Raw genomic sequence first — 20,290 nt, 5'->3', positions numbered from 1 at the left:
CGCGCCCCCTGCGGTCGTTACCCGTCAGCGCACCCGCGTGTACTGGTTCACCCCGCCCACGACCTTCACCGCGACCCGCCCCCGCAGCACCAGGACGTCCAGGTGGGCCGCCGTCTCGTTGACCGCAAGCATCTGGTTGAAGGCGCTGAGGTCACCGAACGGCACTTCCCGGCGCGTCCAGCCCAGGGCGCGCGCCACCGCGTGGGCGTCGAGTGTGGCGTCCCCCAAGGCTGCCAGGCTTTTGGCCAGCCGGTCGTCGTGGTGCGTGAGCAGCTCGGCGACGCGCGTGTGGGAGCTGTCGGCGACCGGCCCGTGGGCGGGCAGCAGCCGCGTGTCGGCGTACCGGGTCATGAGCCGCAGCGAGTCCAGGTAGTCGGCGAGGGGGCGTCCGCCGGGTTCGGTCAGCTCGAAACCGATGGACGGAGTGATGTGCGGCAGCACGTGGTCCCCCGAGAACAGCAGCCCGCGCTGTTCGTCGAGGTAGACCACATGTCCCTTGGTGTGTCCGGGAGTTGGTACGACGCGCAGCTCGCGGTCGCCGAAGCGCAGAGTCTCCGCTCCGAGCCAGCGGTCCGGGGCCTCCCACATGCTCGGGTCGTAGCCGCCGTGGTCCATCGCCTGGACGTGGTCGGCCAGTTCACCGGCGCCCGCCCGGCGCAGCGTCTCCAGGGAACCCGCGGGTTCGTCGCTGCGCAGCCGGTCGAGCATCTCCAGGCCCGGCCGCTCGCCCGCGCCCAGGTACACGCGCGAGCCCAGCAGTCGGCGCAGCTCCACCGCGTTCGTGTAGTGGTCGCGGTGGACGTGCGTGACGAGGATGTGGCGGATGTCGCCGAGGTCGCGGCCGATGGCGGCGAGGGCTTCTTCGAGCGCCTTGCGGGCCTCGGGGATCGCCCAGCCGCCGTCGATCATGACGATGCCGTCGTCCTCCGCCAGGTTCTCCAGCAGATAGACGTTGACGGCGTGCAGACCGTCGTTGGGCAGCGGCAGCGGAACGCGGTGCACCCCGGGCTGCACGGTCTGGACTCCGGCTGCGGCCCATGGGCCCTGGTCGAACCGCGGTGTCATGACTCTCCCTTGCCGGCTGTTGTGCCGTTGTCGGTTGTCCTTCGTGGTGCGGGCCGCGCCGGTCGCGTGGCGGCGCGGCCCTCGGTAATGCCGCCGGGTCAGGCCGGGTCGGGGGTGCGCGTACGCAGCCTGCGGGCCAGTTCACCGGCCCCGGACCGGTCGAGCTTGCCGACCTTGGTCTGGGGCAACTCCTCGATGCCGTAGACGAATTCGGGCCATTTGCTCTTGGAGAGGCCTAGGTGTTCGAGGTGTGCGGTGATCTCCGCCAGGTCGATGGCGCCGCCGTCCTCGGTGACGACGAGCAGCGCGATCCGCTCGCCGAGCACCTCGTCGGGGACGGCGGCGACGCAGGCCCTGGCCACGCGCGGGTAGGCGGCCACCGCCCGCTCGATCTCGGTGATGTCGATGTTGCGGCCGCCGCGGATGATGATGTCCTTCTCGCGGCCCATGATGGTGACGGTGCCGTCCTCGTGGGTCATCAGCAGGTCGCCGGTGGGGAAGTAGCCGTCGTCCGTCAGCTCCGGCGGCTCGACCCGGCCGTCGCGGGCGTAGCCGAGGAAGAGGGACGGGCCGCGGACCTGCGCCCGCCCGGACACACCCGGTGCCGCCTGGGCGCCGTCGGGGGTGAGCGCGCGGAGGTCCGTGCCGGGGAAGGGGCGGCCGTCCCTACCGAGCCGGATCTCCTCGGGGTCGTCGGGGCTCGGGGAGGTGTGTCCGAGGCACTCGGACATGCCGAAGACGCGCAGGATCTTCGTCCCCAGGGATTGTTCGGCGCGGGCGAGGGCTCCGCGGTCCATCGGTCCGCCGCCGACCGTGATGGCGCGCACTCCCCCGAGGGCGCCGGAACCAGCCGCCTCGGCGCCCAACTGGAGTGCCATCGTCGGGACACACATGGTCCAGCGGACCCCGGTCTCGGCCATCCGCCGCAACGCCACGGCCCGGTCCCACTTCGCCGTCAGCACGAGCGGGCCGCCCAGCAGAAGGGAGAGGTAGACGCCGAAGCAGTACGCGGCCGTCGACGACAGCGGCACGATCGCGGCCACCGCGTCCCCGCGCGCCAGGCCGTTGATCTCGATGGTGCTCGTACCGGCGTAGCGCAGGGCGGCCTCGGACTGTACGACTCCCTTGGGCCGCCCGGTCGAACCGGACGTCAGTCCGATGAGGGCGCCACCCGACCAGCGCGCCACGTCGTACGGTCCGGGCGCCGAACGGCAGGCCCAGCCCTCGAGCACCGTGCCCGCCCGGCCCTCCGGAACCAGGTCGGACACCCCCCACTCCTCCATCGCCGAGGGCTCGGCGATCACGGTGTCCGGTCGGATGTCCTCGCAGGCCGCGGCGAACTCCGCACGCGTGGTGTGCCGGTTGACCACTGCGAGGACACCTCCCGTCAGGCCCACGGCGAGGCTGCCGGCGACGGTGCGCCATGAGTTGTCGGCCTGCAGCGCGACGGTGCCGCCCGCCCCTTCGCCTCCCCCGGGGAACATCGCCTCGGCGAGCCGGGCCGCCTCGGCGAGCAGCTCGCGCGCCGTATGGGGGCCCGTGTCGTCGATGACAGCGACGAAGTCCTCCCGCTCGGCCCTGTGTTGGAACTCCCGCACTACCTGTCGCATCCCGCTTCCTCGCTACGCTGTACCGAACTCCGTGATGACCGTGTGGCGCGTGCTGTGGTGCCGTCGTGCGTTGGTGCTGTGGTGTGTTGGTGCTGTGGTGCCTGGTGCTGTACTGCCGAAATACGGGCAGGCCTCAGCCGGTGAACATCTCCGCCTCATGGCCCATCACCGCGATACGGCGTCCCTTCATGTCCCCCACCTGCGCGATGGCGTCCGCCCACTCCTGGCTCTCCAGAGCCTTCTTCAGCTCCTCCGGGGAGTCGAAGCTGAGCACGGAGATTCCGTCCCAGCCCTCGGAGCGCGGCTCCAGGGCCTGGTCGATCTCGGTGTGCCGCCAGGCGCGCAACCCAGGAAGGCGGTAGGTGAGTTCGGCGTGGTCGCCACGCCACCAGTCGATGAACCGTTCGTGCGTCCACTCCGGAGGCCGGGCTGCCAGCAGGACGAGGTTGTACATAACCACTCTCCAAACAGAGTCAGTTGAGGGGCGACGGGGTCATTCGAAGCGGATCTCGGACGACCGGCCGATCAGCAGCCGCTGCAGCCGGTTCTTGTCGTCCACGCGTCCGGCGGCGACGAAACTCGCCTCGGGGACACCTGCGCGGCGCACCTCGCCGAGGAAGAGCTCGTCCTGGCCGAGCGTGGTCGCGGACAGGAGATGGTGGGTACGCGTTCCCCGCTCGCGTTGTTCCAGATAGCCGACCAGCGCGGCGCGGTCCCCGGCGAAGTCGGTCGCTTTGCCGTCGCCAGTGGAGAACAGGATGGAGAGTTCGAAGTCGTCACTGATCAAATCGAGGATCCTGTTCGGCGTGTCACTGTCGAGGATCTCGAACCAGGCGGTGAGAAAGGGGGCGGGCGCCGTGGCGGCGGTCGTCGTCTCCGTCATGTCGGGTTCCTTTCGGCTCGGTGTCGGTAGCCGCGTACGCGGCTACTCCGGCAGGTCGATGAGGTCGTACGTCGTGGTGAAGTACGACTGGTAGCGGGCCATCCGCCCCCCGGGCGTGACCACGGCCGCCGACAGGAAGGACCCGACGGCCTTCCCGGACTCGGTCACGACCCCGTACACGGTCTCCAGATCGCCGTCGGAGCTGTGCCGGAGGATCTTGTGCTCCCTCTCCACGGCGTTGCGGCCCGCAATGTAGGCGGCGAAGTCCGCCTTGGACCGTCCCGTCGCCTCGCGGCCCGGCAGGGCGATGAGGTAGCGGAAGTCCGGTTCGAGGAGGTCGAGCGCCTGCTCGGGGTCCTCGCTGTCCATGCGTGCCATGTAAGCGAGCAGTACGTCGGCCATGGGTGGTCCTCTCGTTGAGGGTGGGAGCCGTGCGCGACACGAGGGATGTCAGTCGCGGGTCGCCGGGGTGAAGAAGTCGCCCTGCGACTCCCAGCGGCCGTTCTTGACGACGACCTTTTGCAGGTCACGGGTGCCGAGGTGGCGGCCGGCACTGAAGTCGAGGACCGGCCCGACGCCCGTGTCGACGTGGCGCGCGTTCGCGAAGGCCCGGGTCAGCGACTCGCTGGTGACCGGCCCGTCGATGGTCTTGGCTATCTCCACGAAGGCCTTGGCCGCTTCCCAGCCCCACAGGGCGATGAAGTCGGCCGGCCGCCCCCGCTCGTACTTCGCCATCGCCGTGCGGAACTCCTTGATGGCCGGGTCGTCGTCATGCGGCGACTTGACCAGCTGCAGCGCCTTGAGCCCTTCGGCCGCATTGCCGGCCAGCGTCAGCGTGGCCTGTGCCGCCACGGGCGCGTAGCCGTACACCGGGGCGGTGAGCCGCTGGAGCCGCGCCTCCTTGAGGTAGGAGGCGGTCTCGGCGGCGGTGAGGATCAGCACGACGGCGTCGGGCTTCTGGGCCTTGACCTTGCTGATCACCGGGCTGTAGTCGGTGGTCTGGTATTTCACCGTCAGCCGTTTCACCTGTACCGACGGATCGGCCTTGCGGGCGGCGGGCTCGATCTGCTTGCCCACGTTCACGAACGCCGCCGGATCACTGTGCACGACGACCACCTTCTTGGCGCCGTCCCGCACCACCCACTGTCCGAGGGCGGCGGCCTGGTCCTCGTACAGCGTCTGCAGACCGAACAGCCCGTCGCGGGCCGGCTCGTACCAGGACGCGTCGCCGCCGAGCGTGTTGAGGACCGGCACCTTCGACTGCTCGAGGACGAAGGGGAACGTGGCCTGGGTCTGGGAGGTGCCGTTGGTCGCGACGATCGCCACGACCCCGTCCTGGTCCACGAGTCGACGGGCGATCTGGACGGTCTGCTGCGGATCGTTGGCGTTGTCCTTGACGACCCAGTCGATCTTGCGGCCGTTGATCCCGCCCTGCGCGTTGACCGATTTGAAGTAGGCGTCGGCTCCTGCCCTTTCGGGGATCCCGAAGGATGCCAGGGGGCCGGTGAGCGGGTACCACGCACCGATTTTGATGACCTTGTCGTCGCCCGCAGAGGGGCTTTCCGTGCCGCAGGCGTTCGCCATCAGGGCGAGCGTGGCGGCCAGCGCGGCGATGAGCGCGCGAGTCGTGCGTCGTCGCATGACCCCTCCCTCAGATCAACCTGAGTTAAGTTCAATTCAGTTCGGATGTTAATCCCGGGGAAACGCACCTGGCAATGGCCGGTCACGTACCGATCAACCACGCTCCAGTCGGGGTGACCCGAGACAACAGCGCGGCCCCCTGACGGATGTCCGTCAGGGGGCCGCGCAGGGCGGGACCGCTCAGCGGTTCCGCATCGATATCGGCGTCAGGAAGCGACCATGCGTACGCAGGCGCCCTCGATCAGCTCGCTGATCTCCGACAGTGGTGTCGGTCCCGACGGCCGGTACCACCGCCACACGCTGACGATCAGGCCGAGCACGCTCGAACCGAGGAGCTGCGCGTCCCGCAGCGGGAAGGAGCCCTGGGACATGCCCTTCACCAGCAGGTTCGTCCAGTCCCTCTCGACGACCTGGACCAGCTGCCGGGCCGCCACCCGCTCGGCCTCCTCGCGCTTGGACCTGCGGGAACCCGAGAGCAGATCCATGTGGTTCTGCAGGATGCGCATCTGCAGGACCTCGTGCGGGGAGACGTCGTACGCCGCGCGGACCGCCGTCCGCAGCGCCTCGACGGGATCCTCCACGTCCTTGGTCGCCTCGACGAACCGGTCGTGCGAGCGCTCCAGTTCGAGCCGCATGATCGTGAGCAGGCAGTGGGTCTTCGACTCGAAGTAGTGATAGAGGGCGGTCTGGCCGATACCGACCCGCTCCGCCACGGTGGACCACTTGGTGGCCTCGTAGCCGGCCTCCCCGAAACAGTCCACAGCGGCCGTGAGGATGGCGGCACGCTTGGACCGGGGTCCCGCCTCCGGTTCAACGATCCTTGTCATTACTTCTCTCCTGGCCGTCACCCACCGTGGTCGTACCCGAGAGTAAACCCAAGTTGAACTCAGTTGCCAACCGAATGGCTCATCCCCGTTCGAGCACGGTTGCGTTCGCCATGCCGCCGCCCTCGCACATCGTCTGCAGACCATAGCGACCGCCGGTCCTGCGCAGCTGGTGAACCAGTGTGGTCATGAGCCGGGCGCCCGTGGCGCCGAGCGGATGCCCGAGCGCGATCGCCCCGCCGAAGGCGTTGACCAGCTCGTGGGGAGCACCTATCTCCTTCTGCCAGGCGAGGACGACGGAGGCGAAGGCCTCGTTGATCTCCATCAGGTCGATCCGGTCGATCGTCAGACCGGCCCGGTCGAGGACCTTCTCGGTGGCGGGGATCGGGCCGGTCAGCATGTGGATCGGGTCGGAGCCGACCACGGCCATGCTGTGCACCCGCGCGAGCGGGGTCAGACCGTGGCGGCGCACGGCTTCCCCGGAGGCGATCAGGAGGGCGGCGGCGCCATCCGAGATCTGGCTGGAGACGGCGGCGGTCAGCCGTCCGTCCTCGGTGAGGGGCCTCAGGCCCGCCATCTTCTCCAGGGTGGTGTCGGCGCGCGGGCCCTCGTCAGCGGTGAGCCCGAAGGCCGACACGATCTCGTCGTCGAAGTCGCCGGCCGCCTGGGAGGCGAGCGCCCGCTGGTGGCTGCCGAGCGCGAACCGCTCCATGTCCTCGCGGGTGATACCCCACTTCTCGGCGATCAGCTCGGCCCCGCGGAACTGCGACACCTCCTGCTCCCCGAAGTTCTCGCGCCAGCCCTCGCCCGCGAACGGGCTGCCGAGGCCCGCCTGTTCACCGAGGTACATGGGGCTGGCGATGGGCACCAGACTCATCACCTCCACCCCGCCCGCGACCACCAGGTCGGCGGCCCCCGATCCGACAGCCTGGGCCGCGAAGTGGACGGCCTGCTGGGACGATCCGCACTGCCGGTCGATGGTGGTGCCGGGCACGTGCTGCGGCAGCCCCGCCGACAGCCAGGCGGTGCGGGCGATGTTCCCGCTCTGGGCGCCTATCTGGCTGACGCACCCGAAGTACACGTCGTCGACGGCCGCCGGGTCGACGCCGGTGCGTTCCAGTAGGGCGCGCAGCACGTGTGCGCCGAGGTCGGCGGGGTGTACACCGCTGAGTGTGCCCTTGCGGCGGCCGACCGGGGTGCGGACGGCGTCGACGATGAATGCTTCCGACATGGTGGGCTCCACGAAGTTCTCGACGTCAATGGGGACAGGGGATGGCATCAGGTGCCGGACGCGGCGCGCGTGAAGTCGGGTGTCCGCTTGCCGAGGAAGGCGGCGACGCCCTCGCGGCCCTCGTCGGAGGCGGCCGCGGCGGCGAGCGCGCGGGCCTCGCGGTCCAGGTGCGGGCCCAGCGGCGACGTCAGCCCGGCGGCGACGAGCCGCCGGGTGGCGCCGAAGGCGGCGGTGGGTCCACGGCGCAGGACCTCGGCCGTCCGCGCGGCCTCCTCGGGCAGGTGTCCGGCGGGGACGACGCGGCTCACCAGGCCGAGCGCGGCGGCTTCGGCGGCCGATGTCCGACGGTTCGTCAGCAGCAGGTCAAGGGCTCGCTTGGGGCCGAGCAGACGTGGCAGGAACCAGCTCACTCCGGCGTCCGGCGAGTAGCCGATCCCGGTGTACGCCGCGGTGAACGAGGCGCTGTCGGCGGCGAGCGTCACATCGGCCGCCGCGGCCAGGCCGATGCCCGCGCCCGCGACCGCGCCCTGCACGGCGGCCACCATCGGCGCGTCGAGCGCGGCGAACGTGCGCAGTGCCTCGTGCAGCGCGTCCGTGACCGCGATGAGGTGCTTCTCCAGTGCCTCGCCGGAGAGTACGGAGAACTCCCTGAGGTCGCCGCCGACGCAGAAGGACTTGCCTTCGGCAGTGAGCAGGACGGCTCGTACGGACGCGCGCTCGCAGGCCCGTGCCGCGTCGAGGAGTCCGCGCGCGGTCTCCAGGCCGATGGCGTTGCCGGCCTCGCCCCGGCGCAGGGTGACATGGGCGAGGCCGTCGTCGTCGATCTCCGCGGTGACCGTCATCGCGCGGTCCATCCGCCGTCGACGGTCAGGACCTGTCCGGTGCAGTACGTGGAGGCGTCCGAGGCGAGGAACAGCAGAGCGCCGTCGAGTTCCTGGGCCTCGCCGCCGCGCCCGAGCAGGGTGTTGCGGTCGACCCAGCGGCTGGAGCGCTCGTCGCCGAAGAGGTCCGCGGTCATCTCGGTGCGGAACCAACCCGGGGCGAGCGCGTTGACGCGGGTACCGGCGCGGCCCCACTGCCCGGCCAACTCCCGTGTCAGGCCGATCAGTCCGGCCTTGGACGCCGCGTAGCTCGCGCCACCCAGGGGCGCTGCGGAGACCAGGCCGAGGATGGAGGAGATGTTGACAATGCTCCGGCCCGCCGGGGATCCCTTGGTGGGGGCGGGGGCGGGGGCTTCGGCGATCAGGCGGGCCAGGTGGAACGGTGCGGTGAGGTTCACGTCGAGGACGTCGGCGAAGGCGTCCGGGGGTTCGTCCTCGGCGCGCGTCTCGCCGGACGTGGCCGCGTTGTTGACCAGGATGTCGATGCGTCCGGTGGCGGCCAGCGCCGTGTCCACCAGCCTCGTACGGTCGGCTTCCCGCGAGACGTCGCAGGCCACGGGGCGGATGCGCGCATCGGAGTCGGCGAGCTCCTTCAGCCGGTCGATGCGCCGTGCGGCGGCGAACACGGTGGCACCCGCCTGCGCGAGGACGGCGGCGAACCGTGCGCCGAGCCCGGCGGAGGCGCCCGTGACGAGGGCGGTCCGGCCCTCCAGGGAGAACAGTTCGGCGGCGGGGGGCGGCGCGCTCATTCGTCCACCCCGATCGGCAGTGCGGTCGCGCCGCCGTCGAGGACGAGGGTCTGGCCGGTCATCCAGGACGAGGCGTCGGAGGCGAGGAAAAGGGCGGCGTTCGCCACGTCCTCGACCGTGCCGAGGCGCCGCATCGGCAGCTTGGCGGTGAGGAGCGGCTCGCGGACCTCCCACACCGCCCGCGCCAGCTCCGTCTTGATCAGGCCGGGCGCGATGGCGTTCACCCGTGCCCGCGGCCCGAGTTCGTAGGCGAGCTGCCGGGTCATGTGCAGCATGGCGGCCTTGGTGGCGTTGTAGTAGCCGATGTGCGGGTCGACGATCAGTCCGCCGACGGAGGCGATGTTCACGACCGCTCCCCCGTGTTCGGCCATCCAGGCCCGCCACGCGTAGCGGGTCCAGGCGAGCATGCCGTACTGGTTGACGCGCACGGTCTTCTCCGCGCGCGGCAGGTCCAGGTCGATGAGGTCGCCGTTGTAGGGGTTGGTCGCCGCGTTGTTGACGAGGATGTCGACCCGGCCGAAGCGGGTCATGGTCTCGTCGATGCAGGCCTCGGCCTGGTCGGGCTCACCGGCGTTGGCGACCACGGTGTGGAGGTCGCCGTCGCCCTTGACGCGCAGCAACTCCTCGCGCGCCGCGTCGAGTCCGGGTGCTTTGCGGGCCGCGATCACCACGTGGGCGCCGGCCGCGCGGTAGGCGGTGGCGATGCCGAGGCCGATGCCGCGGGACCCGCCGGTGATGACGGCCACCTTGCCGTCGAGGGTGTGGGCGCTCACGCCGCACCTGCCTTCGTCTGGGAATGCGTCGGAGCCTGCGTCTCGGACTTCTTCTTGTACTTCTTGTACGGGGCGAGTTCCTGGCGGGCCACGGTCCGCAGATGCACCTCGTCGGGGCCGTCGGCGATCTTCAGGGCCCGTGTGATGGAGTACAGCCGTGCCAGTACGGTGTCGTCGCTCACCCCGGCCGCGCCGTGGGCCTGGACCGCGCGGTCGACGACCTGGTGAGCGACCTCCAGTGCCGCCACCTTGATCGCGGCGACCTCCATGCGGGCGGCGGCGTTGCCGACGGTGTCCATCAGCCAGGCCGACTTGAGGACCAGGAGCCGCAGTTGCTCGATCTCGATGCGGCTGCGGGCGACCCACTCGCGCACCACGCCCTGATCAGCGAGTGGCCCGCCGAAGGCCTCGCGCTCGGTGACGCGTTCGCACATCAACTGCAGGGCGCGCTCGGCGAATCCGACGGCGCGCATCGCGTAGTGCATGCGTCCCGGGCCGAGCCGCCCCTGCGCGAGCGCGAACCCCTCGCCCTCGCCTCCGAGGATGTTCCCCACGGGCACGCGGACGTTCTCGAAGAGCACGTCGCCGTGGCCGAGCCGGTCGGTGTAGCCGAACATCGGCAGGTCACGCAGGACGGTGACGCCCGGGGTGTCCCGGGGGACGAGCAGCATGCTCTGTTGCCGGTAGGCGGGCGCGTCCGGGTCGGTCTTGCCCATCAGGATGATCAGCCGGCAGTCGGGGTCGAGGATCCCGGAGGTGTACCACTTGCGGCCGTTGACGACGTACTCGTCGCCATCGCGCGTGATGCGGGTACGGATGTTGCGGGCGTCGGAACTGGCGACCTCGGGCTCGGTCATGGCGAAGCAGGAACGGATCTCCGCGTCCAGCAGGGGCCGCAGCCACTGTTGTTGCTGTTCTGGGGTGCCGTACAGGGCGAGCAGCTCCATGTTGCCGGTGTCGGGCGCCGAGCAGTTGAACACCTCGGGCCCGATGATGGAGCGCCCGGCCAGCTCCATGAGTGGCGCGTATTCGAGGTTGGTGAGTCCGGCGCCCCAGTCGCCGTGCGCCATGAAGAGGTTCCACAGGCCCTCGGCGCGGGCCTTCTCCTTCAGCTCGGTCATCACCGGCGGCAGCGCGTGCGGGTCGTCCGCCTCGGCGAGCTGCCGGTCGTACACCGCTTCCGCGGGAAAGACGTACTGCTCCATGAACGACCGCATGCGGTCCTGGAGTTCACTCGCGCGCGGCGAGAATCCGAAGTCCACGATGGCTCCTGTTGTGGGTCTGAGCGGGTCCGGGGAGGTCCAGGTGCGTTCCCGCGTCGTTCGGTGCGTGCTCTGGGGGTCCCCCGGCCGAAGGCTGGGAGAGTGCCGGACGTAGGTCCTGGTAGCGGAGCTGCTCGTGCCTTTGGCCGGTGCGGCGAGCGTGCGTGCCGGGCGGCGTGGGGGCGTGCCTGGACCTCCCCGGGGCCGCTTGGGTCAGTCGAGGAGGTCGCGCGCCGTGCGGATCATCGCGGCGATGGTCGGCGGCAGTCGCTCCTGGTCCGGGTCGTGGTGCTTGCCCTCGCGGTGCCGGCGCAGGTTGTGGCCCATGATCGCGGCCATCTTCATGCGGCCGAGTGCCCGGAACCAGCTCATCGCGGGCAGCTCGGGCCCGCCGTCGCGGTAGGCGTCGAGGAGTTCGGCCTCGGTGGGCAGGCCGGGCACCGCCCGCCCCAGCTGCGGGAAGTTGTGGTGGTCGGCGAAAAGCAGGAACCAGCCGAGGTCGATGCGCGGGTCTCCCACGCTCCAGATCTCCCAGTCGACGACGGCGACGGCGCGCTCGTCGACGTACAGCACGTTGCCGAGCCGGAAGTCGCCGTGCAGCAGCACGGGCGGGAGGCCGTCGGGCACCTCCTCGGCGAAACGCGTGAGCAACTCCTCACCGCCCGGCCGAAGTTCGGCCGGGACGGCGTGCATCGTGCGGCTCCACCGCTCCAATTCACCGGCGGCATCCAGGGGTTCGGGTGCCTCCAGAGCAGGTCCCTTTACGTCGGTGTCATGCAGTTTGCGCAGGACGCGGGCGCTGTCCAGCATCCGCGCCCGCGCCGTCGCGCCGGGCACCTCGGGCTCGTCGAGCACGGGCTCGACGGCCTCACCGGCGGCGAACTCCATGGCGAACCATGCGGGTTGGATCTCGTCGACGGCGGCGACACCCGGCACAGGCACGGCCGAGCCGGAGAGGGCACGCAGCACCCGTGCCTGGCGCAGCACGTCGTTGCGCCCGATCGGCCGCTGCCCCGGAGGCACCGCCTTGACGACGTACTTCGCTTCGCCCGCCGTGACCGAGTACGTCAGCCCGGAGTGTCCGCCCGGCAGCGTCGCCAGCTCCCCGACGGACACGCCAGGATGACATGCCGCGAGCCGGTCACGGACGCGCAGGGCGAGTGCGGCTACGGGGGTGGCCGTGCTCATCGGACGGGCTCCTTGGGCAGGCCGAGCACGCGCTCGGCGAGGATGGTGTGCTGGATCTCGTCGGTGCCGCCCGCGATGCTGTATCCGGGCGCGCCGAGCAGATGCTCCGTCCAGGCGTACGTGCCCCACTCCCCCGTGTCGGCGACGAGGGAGGGGCCGAGCAGGTCCGACACCAGATCACTGGTGCGCCGCATCGTCTCGGTGGCGTACAGCTTGCCGACCGAGGCCTCCGCGCCGGGTTCGCGTCCGGCGACGAGGGCACCGGTCACCCGTAGCCCGATCAGCCGCTGCACGAGGGCGCGTGCGTAGAGGTCCGCGGCCCGCTGCTGTTCGCCGCCGGTGAGGGGGCGGGGCAGGTGCCGCGCCAGGTCCAGGGCCCGGTCGGCGTTGCCCAGGCCGAGGTTGCCGGAGTCGAGGCGTTCGGCGGCGAGCACGCTGAGCGTGACCCGCCAGCCCTCGCCCACCGGGCCCAGCCGGTCGGTGTCGGGGACGACGACGCCGTCGAGGTAGACCTCGTTGAAGCTGGCACCCCCGGTCATCTGCCGGATGGGCCGCACGGTCACACCCGGCGCGTCCATGCGGACGAGGAAGACGGTGATGCCCGCGTGCTTGCGTACGTCGGGGTCGGTGCGGCACACCGCCACACCCCAGGTCGCGACGGTCGCCCCGGAGGTCCACACCTTGTGCCCGTCGAGGACCCAGGTGTCGCCGTCGCGCACCGCCTTGGTGCGCACCGCGGCCAGGTCGGATCCCGCCTCGGTCTCCGAGAAGAGCTGACAGGCCAGCTCGTCGGCGCGCAGCATCGGGGGCAGCCACCGCTGCTTCTGCTCCTCCGTGCCCCAGATGCCGATCGCCGGCGCGACGAGCTGCTGTGTCACAGGGAAGATCTCGGTGCGGTGCGGCACGTCGAAGGCCGCTTCCTCGGAGCGGTAGAGCTGCTCGTAGTGCGCAGGCAGGCCGCGACCCCCGTACGCCGCCTGCCAGTTGAGGGCCCCCCACCCCTGGTCGTAGCGGGTGCGCTCCCATTCCTGGGTGCGGGCGGTGTGCTCGCGCTCCTGCTCGTCGGTCCGGTTCTCGAACACGGCGACCGAGTCGGAGCCACTGCCCCAGGCGCCGTCGGCGGCGCGCGGCCGGGCGACCGTGGCGAGCCACTGCCGGGCCTGCGCGCGGAACTCCTCGGGTTCGGGGATTCCCGTCATGTCTTCCTCACCTCCGTTCAGCGGGACAGCACGGTGCAGGCGCTCACGCCCGGGGCGCCGTACACATGGGTGAAGCCGACCCTGGGCGCGCCGGGCACCTGGCGTTCGCCCGCCGCTCCCCGCAACTGCTGGACGACTTCGTAGACCTGGCGAAGGCCGGACGCGCCGATGGGTTCGCCGTTGGCGATACAGCCGCCGTCAGTGTTGACCGGCAGCGGCCCGCCGATCTCCGTGGTGCCGGCGGCGATCAGCCGCTCCTGTTCGCCGTCCTCGCAGAAGCCGCACTCGGCCAGGTGCATGACCTCGGCGCCGCTCTCGGTGTCCTGCAACTGGCAGACGTCGACGTCGCCGGGGCCGATCCCCGCCTCCTCGAAGGCGGCGGCCGAGGCGTCGCGGCTGACACTGGTCAGCGCGCCCCCGGGGATCCAGGGGCTGAACACCTCGAACGAGCCGAAGCGCCGGGTGCGTACCGCCGCCGAACGCAGGGTCACCGAGGGGGCGTCCAGGGTCCGGGCCACCTCGGGCGAACAGAGCACGAGGGCCGCGGCGCCCGCGCCCGGGGAGCAGAACATGTAGCGGGTCAGCGGATCACTGACCATGCCGGAGTCCAGGATCTCCGCGGCGGACACGGGCTTGCGGCGCCAGGCCTCGGGGGTGCGGGCGCCGTTGCGGTACGCCTTCTCGGCGATCAGCGCGAGGGTGTGCGGGGTGATCCCGTGGTCGTGCATATAGCGCTGGATCTTCATGCCGAAGAACTGCGTGGTGACCATCAGGCCGTCGCGGCCGTACTCCTCGCCCAGGCCCCAGTCCTCGGGCCGCGGGTCGAAGGCGCCGCGCGGGTGTTTGTCGAAGCCGACGGCGAGGACGACGTCGGCCATGCCGGAGCGGATGGCGTTCACGGCGGAGATCAGCGCGCTGCCGCCGGTCGCGCAGCCGTTCTTGACATTCACGAACGGCAGCCCGGTCAGGCCGAGTTGGGCCACCAGGGTGTCGGCGAGCCCGGCGCTGTCACTGCCGCCGAACGCGGCCCGCACCCGCGACCACTCGATCCCGGCGTCCGCGAGCGCGGCGCCCACCGCACTGACGGCCAGCTGCCGGCCACTGGCCTCCGACCGGCCGAACGGGGTGCGTCCGGCACCGCAGATCAGGACGTCGCCGCCACTCATGAGGCCTCCTCTCGGGTGTTGACGGGCCGGGCCCGCGGCACCCCGTCGCCTGCGCTCACGGTGAGGGGCATGCCGATCCGGACCTCGTCGAGGTCGTCGACGTCGAGCACCGCGGCCACCCGCACGCCCTCGGTCAGCTCCACGTAGCCGAGGGCGAACGGCACGAAGCCGCCGGGCGGTTCCTTGTACGGCGGTGACTTGGGCGCGTACCGCTGCACCGTCCAGGTCCACAGCGTGCCCGCGCCGGACAGGGCCGCCGCGACGGCCGGCCCTCCGCAGCGCGGGCACGACTCGTCCGCGGGGTACACGGTCACCGAGCAGCCGGAGCAGTGCGAGCCCTGGAGTCCGGCGGCCGGACTCCGCGGAAGCGTGGTCATCCGGATCAGCGCCCCGTCCACTTGGGTTCGCGCTTCTCCAGGAACGCCGAGACACCTTCGTTGGCGTCTTCGGAGTTGAGCGCCACACCGACGGCGAGGTGCTCCATGACCATCAGCGACTGGGTGTCGGCGTCGAGGCTGCGGTCGATCGTCATCTTGGTGAGCCACATCGTGAACGGGCTCTTGTCGGTGAGGTGGGAGATGAACTCCTCGACCGTCTCGTCCAGCTTCTCCGTCGGCGCGTGGTCGTTGATCAGGCCGAACTCGGTTGCCTCGATGCCGGAGAGCAGCTTGCCGGTGAGCATCAGCTCCTTGGTCTTGCGGATGCCGATCATGCGCGGCACCCGGTAGATCGGTCCCGCTCCGCCGAACAGCGCGCGGCGGATGTGGAAGTCACCGATCTGTGCGTCGTCCGCGGCGATCGCGAAGTCGCAGGAGATCATGATCTCGAAGCCGCCCGCGGTGACGTGCCCCTCCAGGACCGCGACCGAGGGGGTCTTCATCGAGTACAGCCGGTCGCACACCTTCGCGGACTTGACCGCGACGTCGATAGCGTTCGACTTGCCGACGAAGTCCGCCTTGAGGCTGTCGAGGTCGAAGCCCGAGCAGAAGGTGCCGCCGCGGCCGCGGAACACCAGGACGCGCAGCTCGGGGTCCTCGTCGACCTCGGTGATGATCTCGTCGAGGCGGTCCAGGATCTGCACCGTGACGCAGTTCTTCTTCCACGGGCGGTTGAGCCAGACGCGGGCGACATGACCGTCACGCTCGAACTGGATCTCGTCTTCCACTGCCATCTCTGATCCCTCCGGTTCCAAACTGAACTGAATTCATTACGAGTTTGCGGAGCTGGTGATCCACTGTCAAGGCCCACTTCGAAACTGGTTCAGTGGAATCAGGCCGACTTCGCGTCGGGTCAGCTGCCGCTGCCCGCGGGGATGTCGACGAGCACCTTGGTCCGCCGCGCGTCGCGCACGTCATGCAGTCCCGCGACGGCGTCGGTGAGGGGAATGTGCTCCAGCCAGCCGTCCGTCGGGAAACGGCCGTCGGCCATGTGCGCGAGGACCCGTTCGAAGACGCCGTCGGGGTACGCCTCGGAGCCGAGCAGCGCGAGTTCGGCCAGGCGCACGACAGAGGCGTCGATCGCGACCGGGCCCGAGTACAAGGCGACCATCACGACCGGCGCCCGGGCGGCGAGCGAGCGGATGGCGGTGTTCAGCGCGTCGGGCCGACCAGCGCACTCGATGGCGGCGTCGACGCCCCGGCCGCCGGTGTGCCGCATGACTTCATCGACCACGTCGACCGCTCCCGGATCGAGCACGCGGGCGCCGTGCCGCTCGGCTGCGGCCCGGCGGGACGGCGAGGGTTCCACCACGAGCACGTCGTCGACCCCGTTCGCCTTCAGCGCGAACAACGCCCCCATGCCGACCGCGCCCGCGCCCGTCACCAGCGCGCTGCCGCCGTGCACGCCGGCGCGTTCCACGGCGTTCAGGGCCACGGCCATGGGCTCGACCAGGGCGCCCTGTTCCAGCGAGAGCCCGTCGGGCAGCCGGTGCACGGACCCGGCCGGCACGACCACGTACTCGGCGAGGCCACCACCGGGCGAGGTCACCCCGATCGCGGCAAGGGCTGCGCACAGGTGGTCCAGTCCGGCCGCGCACCGCGGGCACACCCCGCAGGTGCGGATCGGCCGGACGCAGACCCGGTCGCCGGGCGCGACCCGGTCGACACCCTCTCCGCGGGCGACCACGGTCCCGGCGAACTCGTGACCCAGGGTCTGCGGCAGGGTGGCCCCGGTCAGCGGGTTGGGCTCGTGGGTGGCACGAGGCGTCTCGAAGTACTCGTGCACATCGGTTCCGCAGATCCCCGCGTACACCACGCGGATCTTCACCTCGCCGGGGCCCGGCTCGGGTTCGGGCATGTCCTCGATCCGCAGATCCTTGGCTCCGTACAGCCTGGCGGCCAGCATCGTTCCTCCTAGGAATCGCTCCTGTACGACACTTCGACACTGCCACCGAACTGAACTGACTTCAATATTTTCCTTGAGACTTGCACCTACTTCGGTTCACTATGGAGAGCGTCCGCCCACCCGTATCCGCCCCTGCCGCCGCGGGAGGGGCAGTCTGGAGTGCCCATGTCCGCCGGCGACGCGGCAGCGCGGCCGTACCGCGCACAGCATCCCGTCCGCTTCGTGACCGCTTCGAGCCTCTTCGACGGCCATGACGCGTCGATCAACATCATGCGGCGCATCCTGCAGGCCCAGGGCGTGGAAGTGATCCACCTCGGGCACAACCGCTCCGTCGGCGAGGTGGTGGACGCCGCCCTGGAGGAGGACGTCCAGGGCGTGGCCGTCAGCTCCTACCAGGGCGGTCACATCGAGTACTTCGAGTACCTGATGGAGCTGCTGCGGGAGCGCGGTGCCGGGCATGTACGCGTGTTCGGCGGCGGCGGGGGCGTGATCGTGCCGCAGGAGGTCGAGCGACTGGCGCGGGCCGGCGTGCGCATCTTCTCGCCGGAGGACGGGCAGCGGCTCGGCCTGGCGGGGATGATCGGGTCGATGATCGAGGCGTGCGACACCGCACCCTGGGAGGAGTCACCGGCCGAGCTCGGCCGGGTGCTCGCCGGTGAACGCCCGGCGCTGGCCCGGTTGTTGTCCGGCGCCGCCGCCAAGGCCGTGCCGGCCGCGGACCTGCGGGCGCTGGAGAAGGCGGCCGCGGCGCGCCAGGTGCCGGTCCTCGGCATCACCGGCACGGGCGGCTCGGGCAAGTCCTCGCTCACCGACGAGCTCGTCCGCAGGCTCCGCACCGACCAGGGAGACGGGCTGCGGGTGGCCGTCCTCGCCGTGGACCCGACGCGACGGCGCGGCGGAGGCGCACTGCTCGGCGACCGCATCCGGATGAACTCCCTGGACGGCGACCGCGTCTTCTTCCGCTCCCTGGCGACCCGCGGCAGCGGTGAACTCCCCGACGGCCTTGCCGAGTCGGTCACCGCGTGCAAGGCGGCCGGCTACGACCTGGTCGTCGTCGAGACACCCGGCATCGGCCAGGGCGACGCCGCGATCGTGCCCTACGCCGATGTGTCGCTGTACGTGATGACGCCCGAGTTCGGCGCCGCCTCGCAGCTCGAGAAGATCGACATGCTGGACTTCGCGGACGTCGTCGCCATCAACAAGTTCGAGCGGCGCGGAGCGGCGGACGCCCTGCGCGACGTCGGGCGCCAACTCGTCCGCAACCGTGAGGCGTTCGGGTCGCGGCCCGACGACATGCCGGTGTTCGGCACCAGTGCCGCCACCTTCCACGACGACGGTGTGACCGCGCTCTACCAGCATCTGCGCACGCTGCTCGCCGAACGCGGCCTGCCGGTCGGCGCCGGGGCGCTGCCCGCGGTGTCCGTACGCCATTCCAGCGGCGCGGCGCAGATCGTGCCGCCGCAGCGGGCGCGCTATCTGGCCGACATCACCGAGACGGTGCGTACGTACCATGCGCACACCCTCGACCAGACCGAGGCCGCCCGCCGACTCCAGCAACTGACCGCCGTCCGCGCGGAGTTGGCGGCAGTCCAGGCACCGACGGCCGATGTCGACCATCTGCTCGCCGCGGCACGGAAGCGACTCGACGACGACGCGCGCCGCGCCCTGGAGCAGTGGCCCGGGACCGTACAGGCCTACTCCGGTGACGAGTGGGTGGTCTGCGTACGCGACCGGGAGATGCGCACGGCTCTGGTGCGCGAGTCGCTGTCGGGCAGCCGGATCCCCCGCGTCGCACTGCCGCGGTACACCGACCACGGGGAGCTGCTGCGGTATCTGCGGGCGGAGAACCTGCCGGGCTCGTTCCCCTTCACGGCCGGAGTGTTTCCCTTCAAGCGGGAGGGCGAGGATCCGGCGCGGATGTTCGCCGGGGAAGGCGATCCGTTCCGTACCAACCGCCGCTTCAAGCTGCTGTCCCAGGGGGCCGAGGCGACGCGTCTGTCCACTGCCTTCGACTCCGTCACCCTCTACGGACGCGATCCCGACCGGCGCCCCGACATCTACGGCAAGGTCGGCACCTCCGGTGTCTCGGTGGCGACGCTGGAGGACATGAAGGCGCTGTACGAGGGGTTCGACCTGGTCGCGCCGACCACCTCCGTCTCCATGACGATCAACGGGCCCGCGCCGACGATCCTCGCGTTCTTCCTGAACACGGCCGTCGACCAACGACTCGACGCGTACACCGCCGAACACGGCCACGCGCCCGACGCCGAACGGGCGAGGGAGATCCGGGCCCATGTGCTGAGCAGCGTGCGCGGCACCGTGCAGGCCGACATCCTCAAGGAGGACCAGGGGCAGAACACCTGCCTGTTCTCCACGGAGTTCAGCCTGCGCATGATGGGCGACATCCAGGAGTGGTTCATCGAGCAGGACGTACGCAACTTCTACTCGGTCTCCATCTCCGGCTACCACATCGCCGAGGCCGGCGCGAACCCCATCAGCCAGCTCGCGTTCACGCTCGCCAACGGATTCACCTACGTCGAGTCGTACCTGGCGCGCGGCATGGACATCGACGACTTCGCGCCGAACCTGTCGTTCTTCTTCTCCAACGGCATGGACCCGGAGTACTCGGTGCTCGGCCGGGTGGCCCGGCGCATCTGGGCGGTGGCGATGCGCGACCGCTACGGAGCCAACGAGCGCAGCCAGAAGCTCAAGTACCACGTCCAGACCTCGGGCCGCTCCCTGCACGCCCAGGAGATGGACTTCAACGACATCCGCACCACCCTGCAGGCGCTGATCGCGCTCTACGACAACTGCAACAGCCTGCACACCAACGCCTACGACGAGGCGGTGACCACCCCGACCGAGGACTCCGTGCGGCGGGCGCTCGCCATCCAGCTGATCATCAACCGCGAGTGGGGGCTCGCGATGAACGAGAACCCGCTGCAGGGCTCGTACATCATCGACGAGCTCACCGACCTCCTGGAGGAGGCGGTCCTCACCGAGTTCGAGCGGATCAGCGAGCGCGGAGGCGTGCTCGGCGCGATGGAAACGGGCTACCAACGGGGCCGTATCCAGGACGAGTCGATGCTGTACGAGGAGCGCAAGCACGACGGAACGCTGCCCGTCATCGGCGTCAACACCTTCCGCAAGCCGCACGCCGAGGACACGGCCCCGGCCACGGTCGAGCTGGCGCGCGCCACCGAGCGGGAGAAGGAGTCCCAACTCACCCGCGTCCACCACTTCCAGACCCGTCACGAGGACGCGGCGCGCACCGCCCTTGCCGACCTCAGGCGTGCCGCGACCGGCGGGGAGAACGTGTTCGCCGTGCTGATGGAGGCCGCGCGCGTCTGCTCGCTGCAGCAGATCACCGAGGCGTTCTTCGAGGTGGGCGGCGCGTACCGGCGCAACGTCTGACACACCGTGCACAAGCCGGACGCCGGATCGTCCGCAGCCGGCCGACCGACCAGAGACAGCC

Annotated in this window: 19 protein-coding genes; 1 reads left to right on the top strand and 18 read right to left on the bottom strand. The window is 70.6% G+C overall.

Annotated elements, in window-relative coordinates; translation table 11 throughout:
- Positions 1-24: 24 nt before the first annotated feature.
- From ACWFR4_RS33795 to ACWFR4_RS33710, 18 genes are all read right to left on the bottom strand, one after another.
- A complete protein-coding gene (locus ACWFR4_RS33795; RefSeq protein ID WP_453655906.1) occupies positions 25-1,065 on the bottom strand; it encodes an MBL fold metallo-hydrolase in 1,041 nt (346 codons plus the stop codon).
- A gap of 98 nt (positions 1,066-1,163) precedes the next feature.
- On the bottom strand, positions 1,164-2,675 hold the full coding sequence (locus tag ACWFR4_RS33790) for a class I adenylate-forming enzyme family protein (protein ID WP_453655905.1): 1,512 nt from the start codon (positions 2,673-2,675) through the stop codon (positions 1,164-1,166).
- 133 nt (positions 2,676-2,808) lie between these two features.
- Complete coding sequence (locus ACWFR4_RS33785; protein WP_453467051.1) at positions 2,809-3,129, bottom strand: EthD domain-containing protein; 321 nt, start codon at positions 3,127-3,129, stop codon at positions 2,809-2,811.
- 39 nt (positions 3,130-3,168) lie between these two features.
- On the bottom strand, positions 3,169-3,558 hold the full coding sequence (locus tag ACWFR4_RS33780) for a hypothetical protein (RefSeq protein WP_453655904.1): 390 nt from the start codon (positions 3,556-3,558) through the stop codon (positions 3,169-3,171).
- A 42-nt stretch (positions 3,559-3,600) separates the two neighbouring features.
- Entirely contained in the window at positions 3,601-3,960 is a 360-nt protein-coding gene (locus ACWFR4_RS33775; protein WP_453655903.1) for a nuclear transport factor 2 family protein, read from the bottom strand.
- A gap of 48 nt (positions 3,961-4,008) precedes the next feature.
- Positions 4,009-5,199, bottom strand: coding sequence for an ABC transporter substrate-binding protein (locus ACWFR4_RS33770; protein ID WP_453467045.1), 1,191 nt, complete (start codon positions 5,197-5,199; stop codon positions 4,009-4,011).
- 206 nt (positions 5,200-5,405) lie between these two features.
- Positions 5,406-6,026 (bottom strand): TetR/AcrR family transcriptional regulator, encoded by a 621-nt coding sequence (locus ACWFR4_RS33765; RefSeq protein WP_453466445.1) that lies wholly within the window; start codon positions 6,024-6,026, stop codon positions 5,406-5,408.
- A gap of 79 nt (positions 6,027-6,105) precedes the next feature.
- Positions 6,106-7,254, bottom strand: coding sequence for an acetyl-CoA C-acetyltransferase (locus tag ACWFR4_RS33760; protein WP_453655902.1), 1,149 nt, complete (start codon positions 7,252-7,254; stop codon positions 6,106-6,108).
- Positions 7,255-7,301: 47 nt separating this feature from the next.
- Positions 7,302-8,096, bottom strand: coding sequence for an enoyl-CoA hydratase/isomerase family protein (locus tag ACWFR4_RS33755; protein ID WP_453655901.1), 795 nt, complete (start codon positions 8,094-8,096; stop codon positions 7,302-7,304).
- Positions 8,093-8,884, bottom strand: coding sequence for an SDR family NAD(P)-dependent oxidoreductase (locus tag ACWFR4_RS33750; RefSeq protein WP_453655900.1), 792 nt, complete (start codon positions 8,882-8,884; stop codon positions 8,093-8,095). Before ACWFR4_RS33750 ends, ACWFR4_RS33755 begins: the two co-directional genes overlap by 4 nt.
- Entirely contained in the window at positions 8,881-9,657 is a 777-nt protein-coding gene (locus ACWFR4_RS33745; protein WP_453466438.1) for an SDR family oxidoreductase, read from the bottom strand. The genes ACWFR4_RS33750 and ACWFR4_RS33745 overlap by 4 nt, the downstream gene beginning before the upstream one ends.
- Entirely contained in the window at positions 9,654-10,919 is a 1,266-nt protein-coding gene (locus ACWFR4_RS33740) for an acyl-CoA dehydrogenase family protein (RefSeq protein ID WP_453655899.1), read from the bottom strand. Before ACWFR4_RS33740 ends, ACWFR4_RS33745 begins: the two co-directional genes overlap by 4 nt.
- A 213-nt stretch (positions 10,920-11,132) precedes the next feature.
- A complete protein-coding gene (locus ACWFR4_RS33735) occupies positions 11,133-12,107 on the bottom strand; it encodes a phosphotransferase family protein (protein WP_453655898.1) in 975 nt (324 codons plus the stop codon).
- Positions 12,104-13,306: an acyl-CoA dehydrogenase family protein gene (locus ACWFR4_RS33730; RefSeq protein ID WP_453655897.1), complete on the bottom strand. Its 1,203-nt coding sequence runs from the start codon at positions 13,304-13,306 to the stop codon at positions 12,104-12,106. The genes ACWFR4_RS33735 and ACWFR4_RS33730 overlap by 4 nt, the downstream gene beginning before the upstream one ends.
- Before the next feature lie 17 nt (positions 13,307-13,323).
- The gene (locus ACWFR4_RS33725; protein WP_453655896.1) at positions 13,324-14,472 is read right to left on the bottom strand and encodes a thiolase family protein; all 1,149 of its coding nucleotides are present in this window, start codon (positions 14,470-14,472) and stop codon (positions 13,324-13,326) included.
- Entirely contained in the window at positions 14,469-14,849 is a 381-nt protein-coding gene (locus ACWFR4_RS33720) for a Zn-ribbon domain-containing OB-fold protein (protein WP_453466429.1), read from the bottom strand. Before ACWFR4_RS33720 ends, ACWFR4_RS33725 begins: the two co-directional genes overlap by 4 nt.
- Before the next feature lie 5 nt (positions 14,850-14,854).
- Positions 14,855-15,643 carry an enoyl-CoA hydratase/isomerase family protein gene (locus ACWFR4_RS33715; RefSeq protein WP_453655895.1) on the bottom strand — a complete coding sequence of 263 codons (789 nt, stop codon included), beginning with the start codon at positions 15,641-15,643 and terminating at the stop codon, positions 14,855-14,857.
- A gap of 119 nt (positions 15,644-15,762) precedes the next feature.
- Positions 15,763-16,815, bottom strand: a complete 1,053-nt coding sequence (locus ACWFR4_RS33710) for a 2,3-butanediol dehydrogenase (protein WP_453466426.1) — start codon at positions 16,813-16,815, stop codon at positions 15,763-15,765.
- Between the two features lie 165 nt (positions 16,816-16,980).
- Here ACWFR4_RS33710 and icmF point away from each other — a divergent pair, with 165 nt between their 5' ends.
- Positions 16,981-20,229, top strand: coding sequence for a fused isobutyryl-CoA mutase/GTPase IcmF (gene icmF / locus ACWFR4_RS33705; RefSeq protein ID WP_453655894.1), 3,249 nt, complete (start codon positions 16,981-16,983; stop codon positions 20,227-20,229).
- Positions 20,230-20,290: the final 61 nt, after the last annotated feature.

Source organism: Streptomyces sp. NPDC055140, assembly GCF_053607285.1.
The sequence above is the reverse complement of the archived record's forward strand: the minus strand, read 5'-3'. Positions and strand labels throughout refer to the sequence as shown.